Here is a 15254-nt window from a genome sequence, read left to right on the forward strand (position 1 = left end):
CGAAACCGGAGCTTAATTGGAAACGGGAGCAGTTTTTATTTTTTTGACAACCCCTACCAAAACTTATTGAGAAACTACCGTAAGAATTATTTACCACTTCAATCATTTATTGTCGCCGAAATAGGGATACAAATCTCAGGCTGAAGAGAGCTATTCGAATAGATCAACAAACTGCCGTTTACCGTTCCGGTAAAATCTCCCTGATTCATATGCACACTGATTACCCGGCTATCATCATTCAGCGGAGAAATATTATATGTCATAAATGCAGGCTCTATTTCTATTTTTTCAATTTCTACACTTTTATCCACTAAGGTAACAATAACCGTTTTTTTAACTTCCCGGTTTTTCCTGACTGTTCCAAAGGACAGTTTATTCGGGTAATACGTAATATCACCTATCACCTCGCCGTTAAAAGGGATATCAATCTTTGGTTTCTTTTCGCTATTTGTATGAACAAAAATAAAACCGTTAAACTTTCCAAGCTCTTCAACACCTCTTAACGCAACCTCATAATTCCAAACATCTCCACTTTTCTCTTTATCCTTTAGTTTTATATAGGGAAAATTTGTTTCAACATTCAATATTTTTATCCTTGAACCGGGTAATGTTTTTATTTCGAGATTTACTGAACAAGGACTACCCATTCTGATGACGCCAAAATTAATTCGCTTAGGAGTAACGCTTACTTCTTCAATTATATTCATTTCAATGACCAATTTAACCTTTGGATTAACGGGGTCATTTGAATGCACAAATATTGATTTTGCTATTTTACCAACGTACTTGCCGGAATTGAATTTTACCTCGATTTCTCCCTCTTCATTTTTTTTGATATTTTTCTTTGTACTTAATGCCGCCGTACAACCGCATGCAGATTTCACCTTATCGATTATCAATTCACCGTCGCCATGATTTTTGAATTTAAATTTATGGATAACTTTTTCACCACTATAAATCTTCCCAAAATCATGGGTATATGCATCAAATTGTATAGCCGGAGCAATGCTTTCAGCATTTTTTAATCTGCCATCACCCTGTATCTTATCATCTGCAATTCCATCAATAGCATTTCCCACAACAAGCGCCAATAATAATACAAAACCATACATTGCCATTTTACGCATAATTAGTATCCTCTAAAACCAGTACTCAAAAATAACAAATTATCTGCCGGGAATTATACCTTTTTCATAAAAACCACAGTTACTGTTTGTTATTTAAATACATATACACCTTAAAATAAATAAAAAAAGATAATTATTGAACTCCGCCGGTATGAATCGATAAGATATGCTACACTTTTGTCTTTGATTGAATTATAGTGCAAATTTTCTCGTAACAATTTAGTTTTTTGAAAAAGTAGGGGCGAAGCATTTGCCAGTTTGGGCACGAACGCATTTATGCCAATTTATAGCTAATGCTTCGCCCCCTGCTTTTATTTTCATTAATCCATGGAAGGAAGTTTGTTATGAAAATGGTTTTCATACCCCTTTTTACCTGCATTGCATTGTCCTGCATTACATCAGACATATCCGCAGGGATTCTGGAGAAGGTGATGGACGGCAAGGCATCAATTATCGATTTAACTTATCCACTAAACGAAAAAAATGCGCACTGGCCTGTAGGGGCATATGAACCATTCAAATATGAAGTAATCGCTTCATTAAGAAAAGACAAGGTCTTTTCGGGAAAATACAGCACACCGGAACATTTAGGCACACATATTGACGCACCAAATCATTTTGAGCCAAATCAATCTTCCGTAGACCAAATACCATTCGAACAATTAGTCGGCCCCGCTATTGTGATTAACATACAGGAAAAGGTAAAAAGAAACCAGGATTACACACTGTCTGCCGAAGATATACTGCACTGGGAAAAAGAACACGGCACAATTCCTCATGGGGCCATTGTTTTGCTTTATACCGGATGGAGCAAGCGATGGGATAATAATGAACAATACAAAAATATGGACAACTGCAACAGGATGCATTTCCCCGGCTATTCTAAAGAAGCGGCGCTTTTTTTAATACAGCAAAGAGAAATAAAGGGCATTGGCATTGATACCTTAAGCGGAGATTGCGGCATGTGTTCAGACTTTCAGGTGCATCATATAATAAATGGCGCAGGCAAGTACATACTTGAAAATGTAGCAAACCTCGACAAATTGCCGCCAAAAGGCATCATACTTATCCTCGCACCGATTAAAATAGAGGGAGGTTCGGGAGGACAATGCCGGATGTGGGCATTGTTGTCTGAATAATCTTCATATTTTTACGAAATGATTTGTAAGGAGAATAAAAATGTCTGCTCCAATCCCTGTTAAAACTTTTATGTATTTGCAAACATCCCTCATTGTTATTTCCTGTTTGCTCTTCTTTCCGGGCTGTGCCACACAGAATGAACATACAAATGTTCCAACCCTTGAAGTGGTTAAACCAAAAGAAGAAAAAAACGTTGCCGTGGAAGAGTCGTTACACTGCATCTCATGTCATAAAAAATCCAACGTTGCTCATCATCTGAATGTCGAATGGCAAACTAACAAACACGCCGTAATGAATGTCGGCTGCAAGGACTGTCACGCTGTTTCTCCTGAATTTGACAAAACAGAAAAAGAGTCATTTCAAAAAAAAGAAACCAGTTGTTCTGACAAAGGCGTTCAACGTATGGTATCTCCACAGATTTGTGGACGCTGTCACATGAAACAATACAATGAGTTCATGCAAAGCAGCCACTCATCCAGTTGGGATTCAGTGGTTGATTTCCAAAAAAATGTTCCATTCTCGTCAGACAATCTTTTAACTTCCTGCGAATCATGTCATACTATACAATTTAAATGCAATTCATGCCATACACAGCATGTAACCGGCCAGTCTCACATAAAATCTCCCGCTGTTTGTGGCGTCTGCCACACCGGTTCTGATCATCCGCAGTATGAAATCTATATGAATTCTAAGCATGGTTTGGTGAGTTCCGCTATTCGATCTGCAAAAGAGGGCTATTCCAAATCCGCTTACTTATCATCACCCGTTTGTGTAACGTGCCATATGCCTGACGGCACACATGATACACGCTTCAGACTATCCGGCAAAATGGGCGGTAAATCACCCTATTCAGAGAAAGAAGAAGAGAAAGGCTTCAATAAAGAAGATTCATGGAAAGAGAAAAATGATATGTTGGTGCTATGCAATAAATGCCACTCCCCAGCTTTTTCAAAAGATGCGCTGGTGAGCGCAAAAAATGCGCAAAAGGTATTTAATACGGTAGTAAAAGAGGCAGAAGGGTTAGTGTTGGCGCTTGACAGGGAGAAACTACTCTTACCTGAATTGACAATACCGCTAAATAGCAGTTATCCTGAGCATGCATATTTTACAGGAGAATACCCCTTGCACAGCACTGTTTCAAAGGCGGAAGGTATTTTTATACGTCTGACAAAACGCCATGCGGCTATTGCCGGAAAAGCGCTTCATCATATGAATGTAAATTATGCGTATTCTCATTGTTGGCCGGAAATGTTAAATGATTTACGAGCGTTAAAAAATGAGGCAAATAATCTACGGCAGGAAGCGGAAATTAATCGAAAAATGAAGATCAAGCTCAGGTAGTGAGTGTATCCGCAATAATGCAAAACCTGCGTTTCAAAATACGTTGTATCGTATTTTCTCACAAAACAAGTCATTGTAATGTCCAATTATTATACCTTGCGATATAACCCGATGTAGGGATGAGGCATTTGCTATAAATTGTCACAAATGCGTTCATACCCAAACTTATACATGCTTAGCCCCTACGTTAATGCTTGTTTATTTGATCCATCTCTGAGAGAAGGTCGCCATATCTAAATTCCCTGTCTCCTTCCATAAGAACATGTAAGGCATCCAGGGTATCATAAAGTTCTTCTCTGTCATTATCGTTATAATATTCTGAAAAAATCTTTTTATGCTTTCCCATCATAATTCCTCCAAACAATTGTAAAAAAATAATTAATACGGCCTTTCTTTTGAGCAATCAGCATGCCATGAATTATGTACTATGATAAAATTACGAAATCCGAAGCAGATTCTAATGACAAAATAATTTGAAATTATAATTAACATTTAATTTGTATAGAGGCGCACGGCTGTGCGCCTCTACACAAAATTCTTCTCTAAAGTGTTTGAATTAGAATAGTTATAAATTTATCATTAAATGCATTTTTTAAAGGTGGGGTGACGTTTACAACAAATAAAAAATTCTAAATTCAAATAATGTGAGATTTTGTACCAAATAAACTGAGACGCAGCATTTCTGCTTATGCAATTGCAGATTTCGACCAATCCGGGAGGATCATCTTTCGTATTTTTAGCGTAACGAGGCCTGCGTGTTTGTTCACTTGCGCTACGGTCTGACGGCTCGCTACAGGAAACTCGAACGTATTCATCGCTGTTTACACCCTCCCGTGAGGCTTTCTGCCTCTTTCACTGATGCCCGAACGGCCAATTGACGGGTTGGATTTGCACCAACTGATATATAAACACTCCTTGGCGTACCAGATTAACACAGATGAGAAAATTCGTAACACTTTAGTTCTTTGAAAAATTAATAGCGAAAAAAGGTAAAAAAAGCTGGCGTCTGTTTTTCCTTTGTGGTATAAAAGGCTTCAATAAAGGGAAACAGTTTATGAAGCCTATCATATTCCAATACCGTTCACGAAAACTGCATGCGGACGATATCGCCTTTATAAAGGCGCTCATCGAGCAGCATTTTCTCAGAGGTCGGACTTATATTTCCTGCGAACTATGCAAGCATTGGAACTGGGTGCAGCCCAATGGCAAACATAAAGAATACGCAGCACGAGACCTCCTTTTGAGATTAGAAGAACAGGGATTGATAACGCTTCCTCCACGTATACGGGCCAAAAACAATCTGAAACCCAAGGTCTTTGTCCAGACACCCCTTTTCGTCAGGAGACCACTAGAAGGTAAAATCACAGAGTATGAAAACCTGACAATCCATGTGGTAAAAGACCCTCAGGAAAGATATCTCTGGGAGTATCTCTTCCAACACTATCACTACCTCGGCAATCCCCGGCTTGTTGGCGAACACCTCAGACACATCGTACGTATAGGCAATCAGGTTGTTGCCTGCCTGGGGTGGGCAAGCGCCGCATGGAAAGTCAAAGACCGTGATCGTTTCATTGAATGGGATGAGACGACTAAACGTACACACTTACATTTGATTGCAAATAACGTACGATTTCTCATTCTACCATGGGTTAAGATCAAACACCTTGCATCCAAGGTATTGTCACTTGCCCTCAGACGTCTGTCAGATGACTGGAATACCGTTTACGGCCATCCCGTTTATTTAGCCGAAACCTTTGTTGATACCGCGCGGTTTAAGGGTACCTGCTATCAGGCGGCCAATTGGATTCGTGCTGGCAAAACCAAAGGGAGCGCAAAACGGGGCAATCGCTATCTGTATCATGGCCAACCTAAGGATCTCTACCTCTACCCTCTTCAAAAAAACTTTCGGAGGTTTCTTGACTGTGACCAGGGATGAAGCCATAGCTATTTTGGAGATGGACAGAGAGGATGCGATTCAAGCCATCCTGATACTGGCGGAGAAAGCAGAAAAATATGACCGGCTTTGCGATAAACCGGGTCCGACTACCCCTTCCGGTTCGATACCGCCCTATCTAAAGCCCACAAAGAAAAAGAGAAAACGGCCTTGTGGCAGGAAAAAGGGACATAAGGGAGTTTGCCGGAAACGACCTGAAACAGTAACTGCCTATCAAACGCATTCCATGGAGAGTTGCCCTGATTGCCACCAGCCATTACAAAAACCGGTAAGAACTTATAAGCGATACATCGAAGATATTCCACGCCTTGACCCTGTTGTGACGGAACATACAGTTCATGGTTACTGGTGTGCTTGTTGCAAAAAGATAGTTCAACCCAAGGTCACAGATGCGTTGCATGGCGCGCCCGACTAGGATTGCGCCTTGTTGTCTTTACCGCATGGCTTCACTACTTAATCGGTATCAGTGTAAACAACATCGTAAAGATGCTTTCCGTATTTTTCAACCTTCAAATAAGCGCCGGCGGTCTAACCCAGGCATGGAAATCCCTTGCAACACTCCTGGAGCCACAGTATAACGAGATTGGCCAAAAAGTCTCCGCAAGCGCTGTCTTATATGCAGATGAAACCGGATGGAGGTTGAATGGAAAAACCCATTGGCTATGGTGTTTTACAACACAAAAACTCTGCTACTATCTCATAACACCAAGTCGGGGGTCTCCTGTCATAAAAAAACTCTTGGGCATTCTATTTGGTGGTATCCTGATCTGTGACTTTCTGGGCGCTTACAACAAGATAAGCGCACTGGCAAAGCAGCGGTGTTTCTATCATCTGTTCACGGAACTCGTGAAAGTAGATGCCCACAACCATTCTGCCGCATGGAAAGCTTTCCGGAAAAAACTCTCCCGGTTGCTCAAGGATGCCATCCGGTTATCAGAGAAAAAGAACCAGATAAGCCTGGTATGCTTTCTTCGGCTAAAAAAAAGATTGTATCGCAGGCTTGAACAGTTTTTGGCAACGCCTTGTCAGGATAAAGACGTACAAAGATTGACCAAACGCCTGAAGCGCCATAAACAGGAACTCTTTACGTTCCTGGAACATGAAGGTGTGAGTCCCTATAATAATCATGCCGAGCAACAGATGCGAAAGCCAGTATTGACCCGAAAGGTATCACAACAGAATCGTTCTGTTCAGGGCGCCAATACCCAGGCTATCCTTATGACGTTGCTTCGCTCTGCAGAATTGCAAGGAGACAACCCCGTGGAAAACCTTCTGGCATACGCCAAAAAGCTCTTTTAACAAAAACCACTTCCGGCTTAACTTATAATATCGCTTGTTAATTTTTCAAAGAACTAAAGTGTTACGAAAATTCTTATTGTGTAATCTGTAATTCCACCTTTAACTGGCATAGAGCACTGTGTCTATTGTAAAGAAATGCGGCGTATTCCGTTATATTTCTTGACTTTACACAATTACTCTCTTACAATTTCTGCATAAATTACCTTTCCAAAAAATCCTGCTTAAATAATGTCCAGACAATATATAGCAAATCTAAAGAGTGGCAATCAGGTAGAGGGCGTTTTCCTTGTTCTCAAAAAGGAGATTCGGGAGACTAAAGACAAAAAACCATATCTCAATCTGCAACTGGCAGACAAATCCGGATGTATTGACGCAAAAAAATGGGATGCAAGCACATCGCTTTATAATAGTTTCAATAGTGACGGATTTATAAGAATCAAAGGTACGGTAGAAACCTTTAATAATTCTCTGCAAATCAAACTTTTGGAAATTACCCCTGTTTCTGAATCAGAAGTGCAAATGGATGAGTTTGTACAAAGCACTGAAAAAAATGTCCCGGAAATGCTGGCTGAATTGAAAGAAATTATCAGGTCCGTTAAAGACCCCTATCTTTCAAAACTGCTCATCTCCTTTTTTACGGATAAGTCATTTGTTACGGCATTTTGTGCTGCACCGGCCGCAACACAAAATCACCACGCCTTTTTGGGCGGCTTGCTGGAACATGTCCTTTCAGTTACAAAACTGGCAGTCAATTTTTCCGGTTTTTATCCTGTGGTCAAAAAGGACCTGTTAATTACCGGTGCGATTCTTCATGATATTGGTAAGATTAGAGAATTATCTTACGAGAGAAGCTTTCAATATACCGATGAAGGCTTGCTTACGGGTCACCTCATATCAGGCGTCCTTATGGTGAATGAGAAGGCTTCAAAGATTGAAGGATTTCCGGGAGAACATCTTAACGTCCTTTTGCATCTCATATTGAGTCATCACGGCGAGTATGAATGGGGTTCCCCAGTAAAACCTGGCACACCTGAGGCAATAGCACTGCACTATCTTGATAATCTGGACGCAAAAATGCAAGGCGCTTTAAAAGCCATCAGTAATCATAAAGATGACAGCAGTGCCTGGACGGATTATGTGAGGATGTTTGAGCGGAGACTTTATAAAAAATGAAGGCTCATGGAACTTAGGGATTTGGAATTTGGAATTTGCCATTATACCGTAACACTCGGCAGTCGATAGTAGGCAGTGGGCAGTGGGCAGTAGGCAGTAGGCAGTAGGCAGTAGGCAAATTGCAGATTGAGGATTGAAAACTGAAGACTGAAGACTGAAGACTGTGCAAAGGGAGAAATCTTAGAATTTCTCCCTTTGGCGAAAATGACAATTACAGGCATATTAAATTCTTCTATGTCCATTACTCCTATATTAAAGACATCCCCTCTATAACCTTTTCAATATCCGTACATGTATTTCCCTTTTTCATTAAAATAATTTTATTGTTAATAAAGTACCTATGATAGAACCTGTATCAATTATACAATTTGTCCACAGCAAAAAATACACTCCAATGACTGCCGCCGAGCTGGCGGAACATTTTGAGATCAACGACCAGGAATACCGGGCTTTCTGCAAATTATTGCAGGATCTCGAATTCCAGGGTGAAATCGTCAAGATAAAACGAAAACAATACGCCAATCCCAAAACGGTAAATCTGTTGGTGGGAACGATGGATTGCAATTCAAGGGGGTTTGGCTTTGTAGTGCCGGCGAAAAAAGGCGAGGGGAAGGATATCTTTGTAAACGAAGAAAACATGCATTCTGCCATGCACGGAGATACCGTCGTTGTTCGCCTGCCGGATTTAGAACAAATACCAAAAAGAGGCAAACAAAAGGGGGGCGGTTCCGGACAGATTGTCAACGTGTTAAAACGCGCCAATCCTTTAGTTGTGGGTACCTTTAAAAAGTCCAAACGGTTACGATACGTCGTACCGGACAACGCACGCCTGTTCAGAGATGTTTATGTAACAGAAGGCGATGCAAAAGACGCTACACCGGATGATAAGGTAGTGGTTAAAATAGTGCAATGGCCGTCAAGACACCTGAATCCGGAAGGCGAGATAACGGAAATATTAGGAAAAGAAGGCGACCCGAAAGTAGACCTCCATTCCATAATATATCAATTCAAACTGCCGCGGGCATTTCATAAAAATGTATTGAATGAAGCGGAAAGCATCTCTCAGGAAATACCTCAGGAGGAAATCCAAACACGGCTTGATTTACGGAAAAAGCTCATTATCACAATAGACCCGGATGACGCCAAGGATTTTGATGATGCGCTGTCCCTTGAAAAGGACGATAGGGGTAATTGGCAATTGGGGGTGCATATCGCCGATGTTTCCTATTATGTAAAACAGGACTCTGCCATTGATAAAGAAGCACGACTCCGCGGTACGAGCGTATATTTGCCAGGGAAAGTCATTCCCATGCTGCCGGAGGCATTATCGAATAATCTTTGCAGTCTCATGGAAGGGGAAGACCGTCTGACCAAAAGCGTTCTCGTAACGATTGACCCTGAGGGACATATCCTCAAAAGCACTGTTAAACATTCAGTCATCAACGCTACAAAACGCTTAACCTATAAACAGGCAACGGCAATTATTAATAATGAATCGGCGGGGAATATACCGGAGATGGTAAAGAATGTTTTGGTAGAACTGGCGCAACTGGCACAAATACTTTTTAAGAACAAAATGAACCGGGGGGCAATAGAGCTTGACCTGCCTGAAGTATCCCTGAAACTGGACGAACAGGGAAATATTGAACATGTTGAAAAGGAAGAAAGGGATGTATCACACCGGCTTGTTGAGGAGTGTATGCTCCTGGCAAATGAAATGGTGGCGACATTTATGCATAAAAACAAATTGCCGCTGATAAGCAGGGTGCATCCGGAGCCTGACGAAGAAGATATGCTCGAATTCGCTGATTTTGTCCGCGGGCTTGAAAACACCAGAGTGGACCCTTTTAAAATACATCAATTACAAGCATTTTTGAAGGAAATAAGCGGAAAACCTGAGGCGCATATGATAAACCTTGTCTTGCTGAAATCGATGAAACAGGCAGTGTATTCGGCAACGGAGAGCGGGCATTTTGCCCTTGCCCTTGAACATTACGCTCATTTCACATCCCCTATCCGCCGCTATCCCGACCTCATTATCCACAGGGTTTTGGATCAGCATTTTTCAGGAGAATTGCGGTCACCTGTCGTGCAAAAAATATGGGAAAACTGTTTGCCAGAATGGGCAGGGCATTGCTCCGTTACGGAACGCAGGGCGGAAGAAGCAGAGCGGGAAATCACCAAACTGAAATTGCTGCGCTTTTTTGAAACCCGTGTGGGAGATAATTTTGAGGGCATTATCACCGGAGTGCAGGAATACGGCTTCTTTGTGCAATTAAGCGAATATCTCCTGGAAGGTCTTGTACATATCCGTACCCTGGAAGATGATATCTATCAGATAAGCAAAAAACATATGGCGCTTGTAGCACCAGACGGAAAAAAATGTTTCGAATCGGAGACGTGGTAAAAGTAAAAATATACAAAATAGATCTTTTAAAACGAGAGGTGGATTTTATCCCCTATGAGAACAGAAATGAAAAGCCCCACCGCGGGAAAACACGAAATATCCCGGAAGATGACCCTGAGTAATAACCCTGCAGTACCTTATCAGTAATTTTTCTGCACACTTCCATTCGTCAGTGCGTGCTTTTTGGCAAAATATTTAATGTTGAAATCCGAAACGCGAAATACGATGCATAACCCAGTCAGGGAAATATAGTAAAAAGCATTTATTTTTAGAAGAACCTGTTTTTTTCTTGCATTTGAATTGTTTCTAGAGTATTAAATTCTGCATGAATCCATTTCTCAGTGAAAAAACCCGAATAGAATTTAAAAAAGCACATAAGAAAGAGCCTCATAGACGTCATGCCGACCGAATCAAAGCTATACTTCTTCTTGATTCAGGATGGAGTTATGAAGAAGTAGCAGAAGCGCTCTTGTTAGACGATCAAACAATCAGGAATTACGAAAAACTATACAAAGATAAAGGTTTTGACGGGCTTTTATCTGACAATTATATTGGCTGTGTGCCAAAACTCACCTGCGAACAAGAAGAACAATTAAAAGATCATATCAGGAAAAACAACTATAGCGCGGCAAAAGAAATTGTTGAATATGTAAAACAGACATTCAATAAAATCTATACACCCGAAGGAATGGTACATACCCTCGATAGATTAGGCTTTACTTACAAGAAAACTACAATAGTTCCAGGCAAAGCAAACCCTGAAAAACAAAAAGAATTTATCGAAAAATACAAACAACTCAAAGAAGAGAAAGCCCCCGGAGATAAGATACTTTTTATGGATGGAGTTCATCCACAGCACAATTCTACGTCTGCATATTGCTGGATAGAGAAAGGCAAAAAGAAGGAAATACCCTCTAATACCGGTAGGAAAAGAATAAATTTAAACGGTGCTATTGACATAGAAACCTTTGAAGTAACAATCCGGGAAGATGAAAGCATCAATGCTCAATCAACAATAAAGCTTTTCCATGAAATAGAGTCAAGGTATGCTCAAGCCGGTACTATTTACATAATCTCTGATAATGCTAAATATTACAGTTCTAAGTTGGTCAAAGAATACCTTGCAAATTCGAGAATAAAGATCAAATTTCTCCCTTCCTATTCACCCAATTTAAATCTCATTGAAAGATTATGGAAATTCTTTCGCAAAGAAATATTGTATAACAAGTATTATGATACTTATGAGAAGTTTAAAAACAAATGTTTAAGTTTTTTCAAAAATATTAACGAGTATACAGATGAATTGTCTACTCTTTTAACTGAAAATTTTCAAATTATTGGCGAGCAAATTTCGAAAACCTGATTTGTTTGACTATATAGGAACACTTCCCTTATTCTCCTACCAGATCAAACAAGAAATATGGGAAGTGTCCCCATATTCCCTGTTTGCAGTGTAAATTCCACGCTTAACCGTCGTGATCACATTAAGCCCCGCACTATTCCAGTCTGTCAGTATAAACTCACCCGGCAAAAGAGAAGCTGTTTTACTGGTCAGTGGCACAACAAAAATGTCACCAGAGATATGTGGCGTACTGATAACAACCGCAGGTCTGACCGTTGAGCTTGACAAATCTGCAAAGGGATAACGGACTAAAACTACATCATTCTTTGAGTAATTCTGCATACACATCATCCTCTGAGTTATTCCAAATCGCATCCAAAGAGATTTGGCTTGTTTTCAACCAGAACTGTAAATCCAGTATCGTCAGGCAACACAGTTACCAAAACCCTTGTCCCTTCAGGGATATTTGCCTTTCCCAGAAGCTCAATTTTTTCTTTTTTGACAACACCCCACAATGTATTTAACATCTTTAATCTCCTGGTACTTTATTGATAGTTACTGATACTAACGCACAGCATCAGCCGACAGCAGATTAGAAGCGCATAAGTTGGCCTGCATGATGATGGTGAACGAAGCCACAAAACTAGAAAACCGCAAAAGGGTAGCTGGTCGGCTGAATGCGCTGGTTAGCACTGAATTACCTGCGTTGTTTATTATACCCACGAGCCTTGCCTTGCCTTGCCTTTACTTTTCTTGCACTTACTTTCTGCTGCAATTAATGTTTGATTTACAAAATATGTTGAGCTAAGCCGACCCATCAAAATAAGGCCGTGGCTTGGCGGTTGTATTTCATTGATACCAATAATGTTTGGATTCTATTGGCTTTATCCCAGTGCCGCCGACAAGCCACACCCTGTAAATTACCCGTATGTTTCTTTATATGCAGTTTTCAACTGAACATATAATTCGTGCAGCTTGATGTAGCCTTCATCTTCTCTATCTGGATATTCTTTTTTATCATTAAGGGCCATAGAAAGTACATCTAGGATACAATCTAAATCCCAACTGTAAAAGGATATTGGTCTAGTACCTTTGTAATTTTCAATTCTTCTATCCAGACCAAATGCTTCACACATATCGACTGTATATTTCTGGAGTTCTTCTAATTGCCTGCCAGATATTTTGACCTTTATAGGTATATCGTTTTTTTCTGGTTTCATCTGTTTTCTTCTTTTAAGTGCTAACATTGATTAGATTGATCCGCATAATATGCGGAATACAGATTTATTGTACATATAACACGCCTTTGATATGGCAAGTACTATATTGATAAACACTTCAAACACCATCGCTTATGTCTCTTTGTTGGATCGGGTCGGACCAAGCTAACCTGTTGCGTTGACTATGTTTCACCCCCAACAATACATATTTTCATGCCTTAGAAGATCTTTTTTGGCACTTAAATGAGCATTGTAAGGAACAATCGGTTCTTTAAGTACAAACTTATCGTTACCCTCCTCTACCTTGCGTCCATGTGCTTTTAAACATAACTTAACCTTCGTATCTTCTACAAATCGCCTACTCCCTACTGCGATACTTGCTGTCCAACAGAACTCTCTCCTGAGGCCATTATCATTAATGGCAGCTTCTACCCATTGTTTATATTCATGCCTCAGTTGTTCCTTGTTGGATAACCCACATAATTCAATCAAGCCTTTTATGTCTATTAAGGCGTATCTATCCGGTGGGTTTTGTATCTCATCATATCCACTCATTGCCCATTCACACGGATGCTTTACAACACCAGCCCTGACCATATTCAAATCAATATACATCATATATCTTATCAAATGTATGTCAGTTTCTATTGCCGTTGCGTGATATCTGTCTTCCCAAAATGCACCCTTACGCTTTTTTCCTTGATTATACTCCTGTGCAGTTCTCCCCGCTACCAATTGGATACTCTTCGGAATAACCTCACGACCATTGTCAATAACCAATAGATGAATATGATTTGATGTGACAGTATAGTTTAATATCCTTAATCCAAATCTCTTTTTAGCTACAAACAGCCAGTACACCCAACGCTTACGATCTTTCAGAAATTTCAAAAGAAATTCTTTCTTATGGCATCTATGAGTAATATGCCAAACATAATTTGGGATATAATGTCTATTTGCACGTGCCATAACAAAAATTACTTAAACAACTCTTTTCTGTACTAAAAATAGGTATTTAAGGATAAAAATGTCACCCCTTTAAAGGTTATCTCTTTGTGCAGCGATAACTTATCATGGTCCGACCCCGTTGCCATCTCCAACACAGTTACCAAAACCCTTGTCCCTTCAGGGATATTTGCCTTTTCCAGAAGCTCAATTTTTTCTTTTTTGACAACACCCCACAATGTATTTAACATCTTTAATCTCCTGGTACTTTATTGATAGTTACTGATACTAACGATCAAACTCAGCCGCGCTGCTTTTTAGCGTCGGCTGGAGTGCCTTGTTAGGCATTAGTTGGTATTGCACTTTTAACCTCATTAAATATTTCCGTGACGGTAAGTAGCTCCACAGAGTAATCAAGTGGTTGTCTTTGTAGTTGTTCAGTAATTACTGTTTTATCAGCATCACTTGTTACTATGACCATAATACTCATTGTCTCGAACAATCGATCTACAAAAGGTAGTAGTTCTTGTGTAATAAGACCCTGCGCGACTCTACCAGGAAGTGAGCTGCGTCGGCCTGATACTACTGAATTAAGTTTTCTTAATCGCCATACGACAGATTCTGGCCTAAGAGAAGTAAATCTGCCAAAGTATACGTACTCGTTACCTGAGAATGTATTGAGCAGGTTAAATCCAAGTGAATCACCCAAGCGATACAAGTTTCTATCGCCTTCGCTATCTATCGCAGAAACTAGTAATCCTCTCTCCATTAAAAACAATTGGATTATTTGATCAGAATTGTCCCGTGGCACTGACTCCTGTGTCGTTTCAGAGATTGCCTGTTCTAATGCAATAATCGCTTTATCTCGAAAGTTTTGATTTGTGTATTTTACGGTATCTAGGCCAGCGACATTAAAGGGAAGATGCTGGCCCTCACGTTGAAAAGGGATTACATATTTATTAAATCCTAGCATTAGCCCATATTCCATATTTACGTTTGCATTTGGAGTCTCAACGCCATTTCTTAAGTCATGATTTAATAAAACTACACAGAATTGAGATGTAATAATTTTCGAGCAAATTTTTGCGCAAAATGCACTTTGACCAGGAGCAAGTGTACCACCTGCTTCTTCAGCAATGAGGCCGCGCTCTTCTAGTAGGCTTTTTAGGATATTCATTTCCAGTGTACTAGTATCAAAGCCATACGCTATGAAACAACTACGAGTTGAAGAAAACACGAAGTCACAGCGTGGTAATCCAACAACGCATATCTCATTTTTTCTAATTGATTTATCCATGTTTACTAT

16 protein-coding genes and 1 pseudogene are annotated in these 15254 nt (G+C 40.1%); 8 read left to right on the forward strand and 9 right to left on the reverse strand.

Annotated elements, in window-relative coordinates; genetic code table 11:
* Positions 1 to 98: 98 nt before the first annotated feature.
* Positions 99 to 1127 carry a DUF1573 domain-containing protein gene (locus tag M5U24_RS00300; RefSeq protein WP_099326425.1) on the reverse strand — a complete coding sequence of 343 codons (1029 nt, stop codon included), beginning with the start codon at positions 1125 to 1127 and terminating at the stop codon, positions 99 to 101.
* A gap of 344 nt (positions 1128 to 1471) precedes the next feature.
* Here M5U24_RS00300 and M5U24_RS00305 point away from each other — a divergent pair, with 344 nt between their 5' ends.
* Together M5U24_RS00305 and M5U24_RS00310 are read left to right on the forward strand one after the other, a co-directional pair.
* The gene (locus M5U24_RS00305; protein WP_099326424.1) at positions 1472 to 2266 is read left to right on the forward strand and encodes a cyclase family protein; all 795 of its coding nucleotides are present in this window, start codon (positions 1472 to 1474) and stop codon (positions 2264 to 2266) included.
* A 40-nt stretch (positions 2267 to 2306) separates the two neighbouring features.
* The gene (locus tag M5U24_RS00310) at positions 2307 to 3608 is read left to right on the forward strand and encodes a multiheme c-type cytochrome (RefSeq protein WP_099326423.1); all 1302 of its coding nucleotides are present in this window, start codon (positions 2307 to 2309) and stop codon (positions 3606 to 3608) included.
* Positions 3609 to 3795: 187 nt separating this feature from the next.
* Here the strand turns inward: M5U24_RS00310 and M5U24_RS00315 are convergent, their stop codons facing one another.
* Both M5U24_RS00315 and M5U24_RS00320 read right to left on the reverse strand, forming a co-directional pair.
* The gene (locus M5U24_RS00315) at positions 3796 to 3957 is read right to left on the reverse strand and encodes a hypothetical protein (RefSeq protein ID WP_157820691.1); all 162 of its coding nucleotides are present in this window, start codon (positions 3955 to 3957) and stop codon (positions 3796 to 3798) included.
* Positions 3958 to 4294: 337 nt separating this feature from the next.
* Positions 4295 to 4423: a hypothetical protein gene (locus tag M5U24_RS00320; protein WP_261345340.1), complete on the reverse strand. Its 129-nt coding sequence runs from the start codon at positions 4421 to 4423 to the stop codon at positions 4295 to 4297.
* A gap of 239 nt (positions 4424 to 4662) precedes the next feature.
* On the opposite strand from M5U24_RS00320, the gene M5U24_RS00325 reads away from it, so the two are divergent.
* The 6 genes and pseudogenes from M5U24_RS00325 to M5U24_RS00350 all read left to right on the forward strand — a co-directional run bounded on the left by M5U24_RS00325 (position 4663) and on the right by M5U24_RS00350 (position 11804).
* The gene (locus tag M5U24_RS00325; protein ID WP_099325006.1) at positions 4663 to 5544 is read left to right on the forward strand and encodes a Druantia anti-phage system protein DruA; all 882 of its coding nucleotides are present in this window, start codon (positions 4663 to 4665) and stop codon (positions 5542 to 5544) included.
* A pseudogene (locus tag M5U24_RS00330) lies at positions 5531 to 6902 on the forward strand (IS66-like element ISCku7 family transposase). The gene M5U24_RS00325 and the pseudogene M5U24_RS00330 overlap by 14 nt, the downstream one beginning before the upstream one ends.
* A 187-nt stretch (positions 6903 to 7089) precedes the next feature.
* Positions 7090 to 8034: an HD domain-containing protein gene (locus tag M5U24_RS00335; protein ID WP_099326421.1), complete on the forward strand. Its 945-nt coding sequence runs from the start codon at positions 7090 to 7092 to the stop codon at positions 8032 to 8034.
* 340 nt (positions 8035 to 8374) lie between these two features.
* Positions 8375 to 10441 carry a ribonuclease R gene (gene rnr / locus M5U24_RS00340; RefSeq protein ID WP_298201279.1) on the forward strand — a complete coding sequence of 689 codons (2067 nt, stop codon included), beginning with the start codon at positions 8375 to 8377 and terminating at the stop codon, positions 10439 to 10441.
* Complete coding sequence (locus M5U24_RS00345; protein WP_298201281.1) at positions 10417 to 10563, forward strand: hypothetical protein; 147 nt, start codon at positions 10417 to 10419, stop codon at positions 10561 to 10563. Before rnr ends, M5U24_RS00345 begins: the two co-directional genes overlap by 25 nt.
* Positions 10564 to 10766: 203 nt before the next feature.
* Positions 10767 to 11804, forward strand: a complete 1038-nt coding sequence (locus M5U24_RS00350; protein ID WP_099326419.1) for an IS630 family transposase — start codon at positions 10767 to 10769, stop codon at positions 11802 to 11804.
* A 36-nt stretch (positions 11805 to 11840) separates the two neighbouring features.
* On the opposite strand, the gene M5U24_RS00355 is transcribed toward M5U24_RS00350, so the two are convergent.
* From M5U24_RS00355 to M5U24_RS00380, 6 genes are all read right to left on the reverse strand, one after another.
* Positions 11841 to 12125, reverse strand: a complete 285-nt coding sequence (locus tag M5U24_RS00355; RefSeq protein WP_099326418.1) for a MazF family transcriptional regulator — start codon at positions 12123 to 12125, stop codon at positions 11841 to 11843.
* 17 nt (positions 12126 to 12142) lie between these two features.
* Positions 12143 to 12310: a hypothetical protein gene (locus M5U24_RS00360; RefSeq protein ID WP_197705240.1), complete on the reverse strand. Its 168-nt coding sequence runs from the start codon at positions 12308 to 12310 to the stop codon at positions 12143 to 12145.
* Between the two features lie 393 nt (positions 12311 to 12703).
* Entirely contained in the window at positions 12704 to 13003 is a 300-nt protein-coding gene (locus M5U24_RS00365) for a hypothetical protein (RefSeq protein WP_099327104.1), read from the reverse strand.
* Positions 13004 to 13192: 189 nt separating this feature from the next.
* Entirely contained in the window at positions 13193 to 13972 is a 780-nt protein-coding gene (locus tag M5U24_RS00370; RefSeq protein ID WP_099326417.1) for a transposase, read from the reverse strand.
* Positions 13973 to 14004: 32 nt separating this feature from the next.
* Positions 14005 to 14199 carry a hypothetical protein gene (locus M5U24_RS00375; RefSeq protein ID WP_099326416.1) on the reverse strand — a complete coding sequence of 65 codons (195 nt, stop codon included), beginning with the start codon at positions 14197 to 14199 and terminating at the stop codon, positions 14005 to 14007.
* An 89-nt stretch (positions 14200 to 14288) separates the two neighbouring features.
* Entirely contained in the window at positions 14289 to 15245 is a 957-nt protein-coding gene (locus M5U24_RS00380) for a hypothetical protein (RefSeq protein WP_157820690.1), read from the reverse strand.
* Positions 15246 to 15254 lie beyond the last annotated feature (9 nt).

The organism is Candidatus Kuenenia sp., assembly GCF_027493735.1.
GTDB lineage: Bacteria > Planctomycetota > Brocadiia > Brocadiales > Brocadiaceae > Kuenenia > Kuenenia stuttgartiensis_A.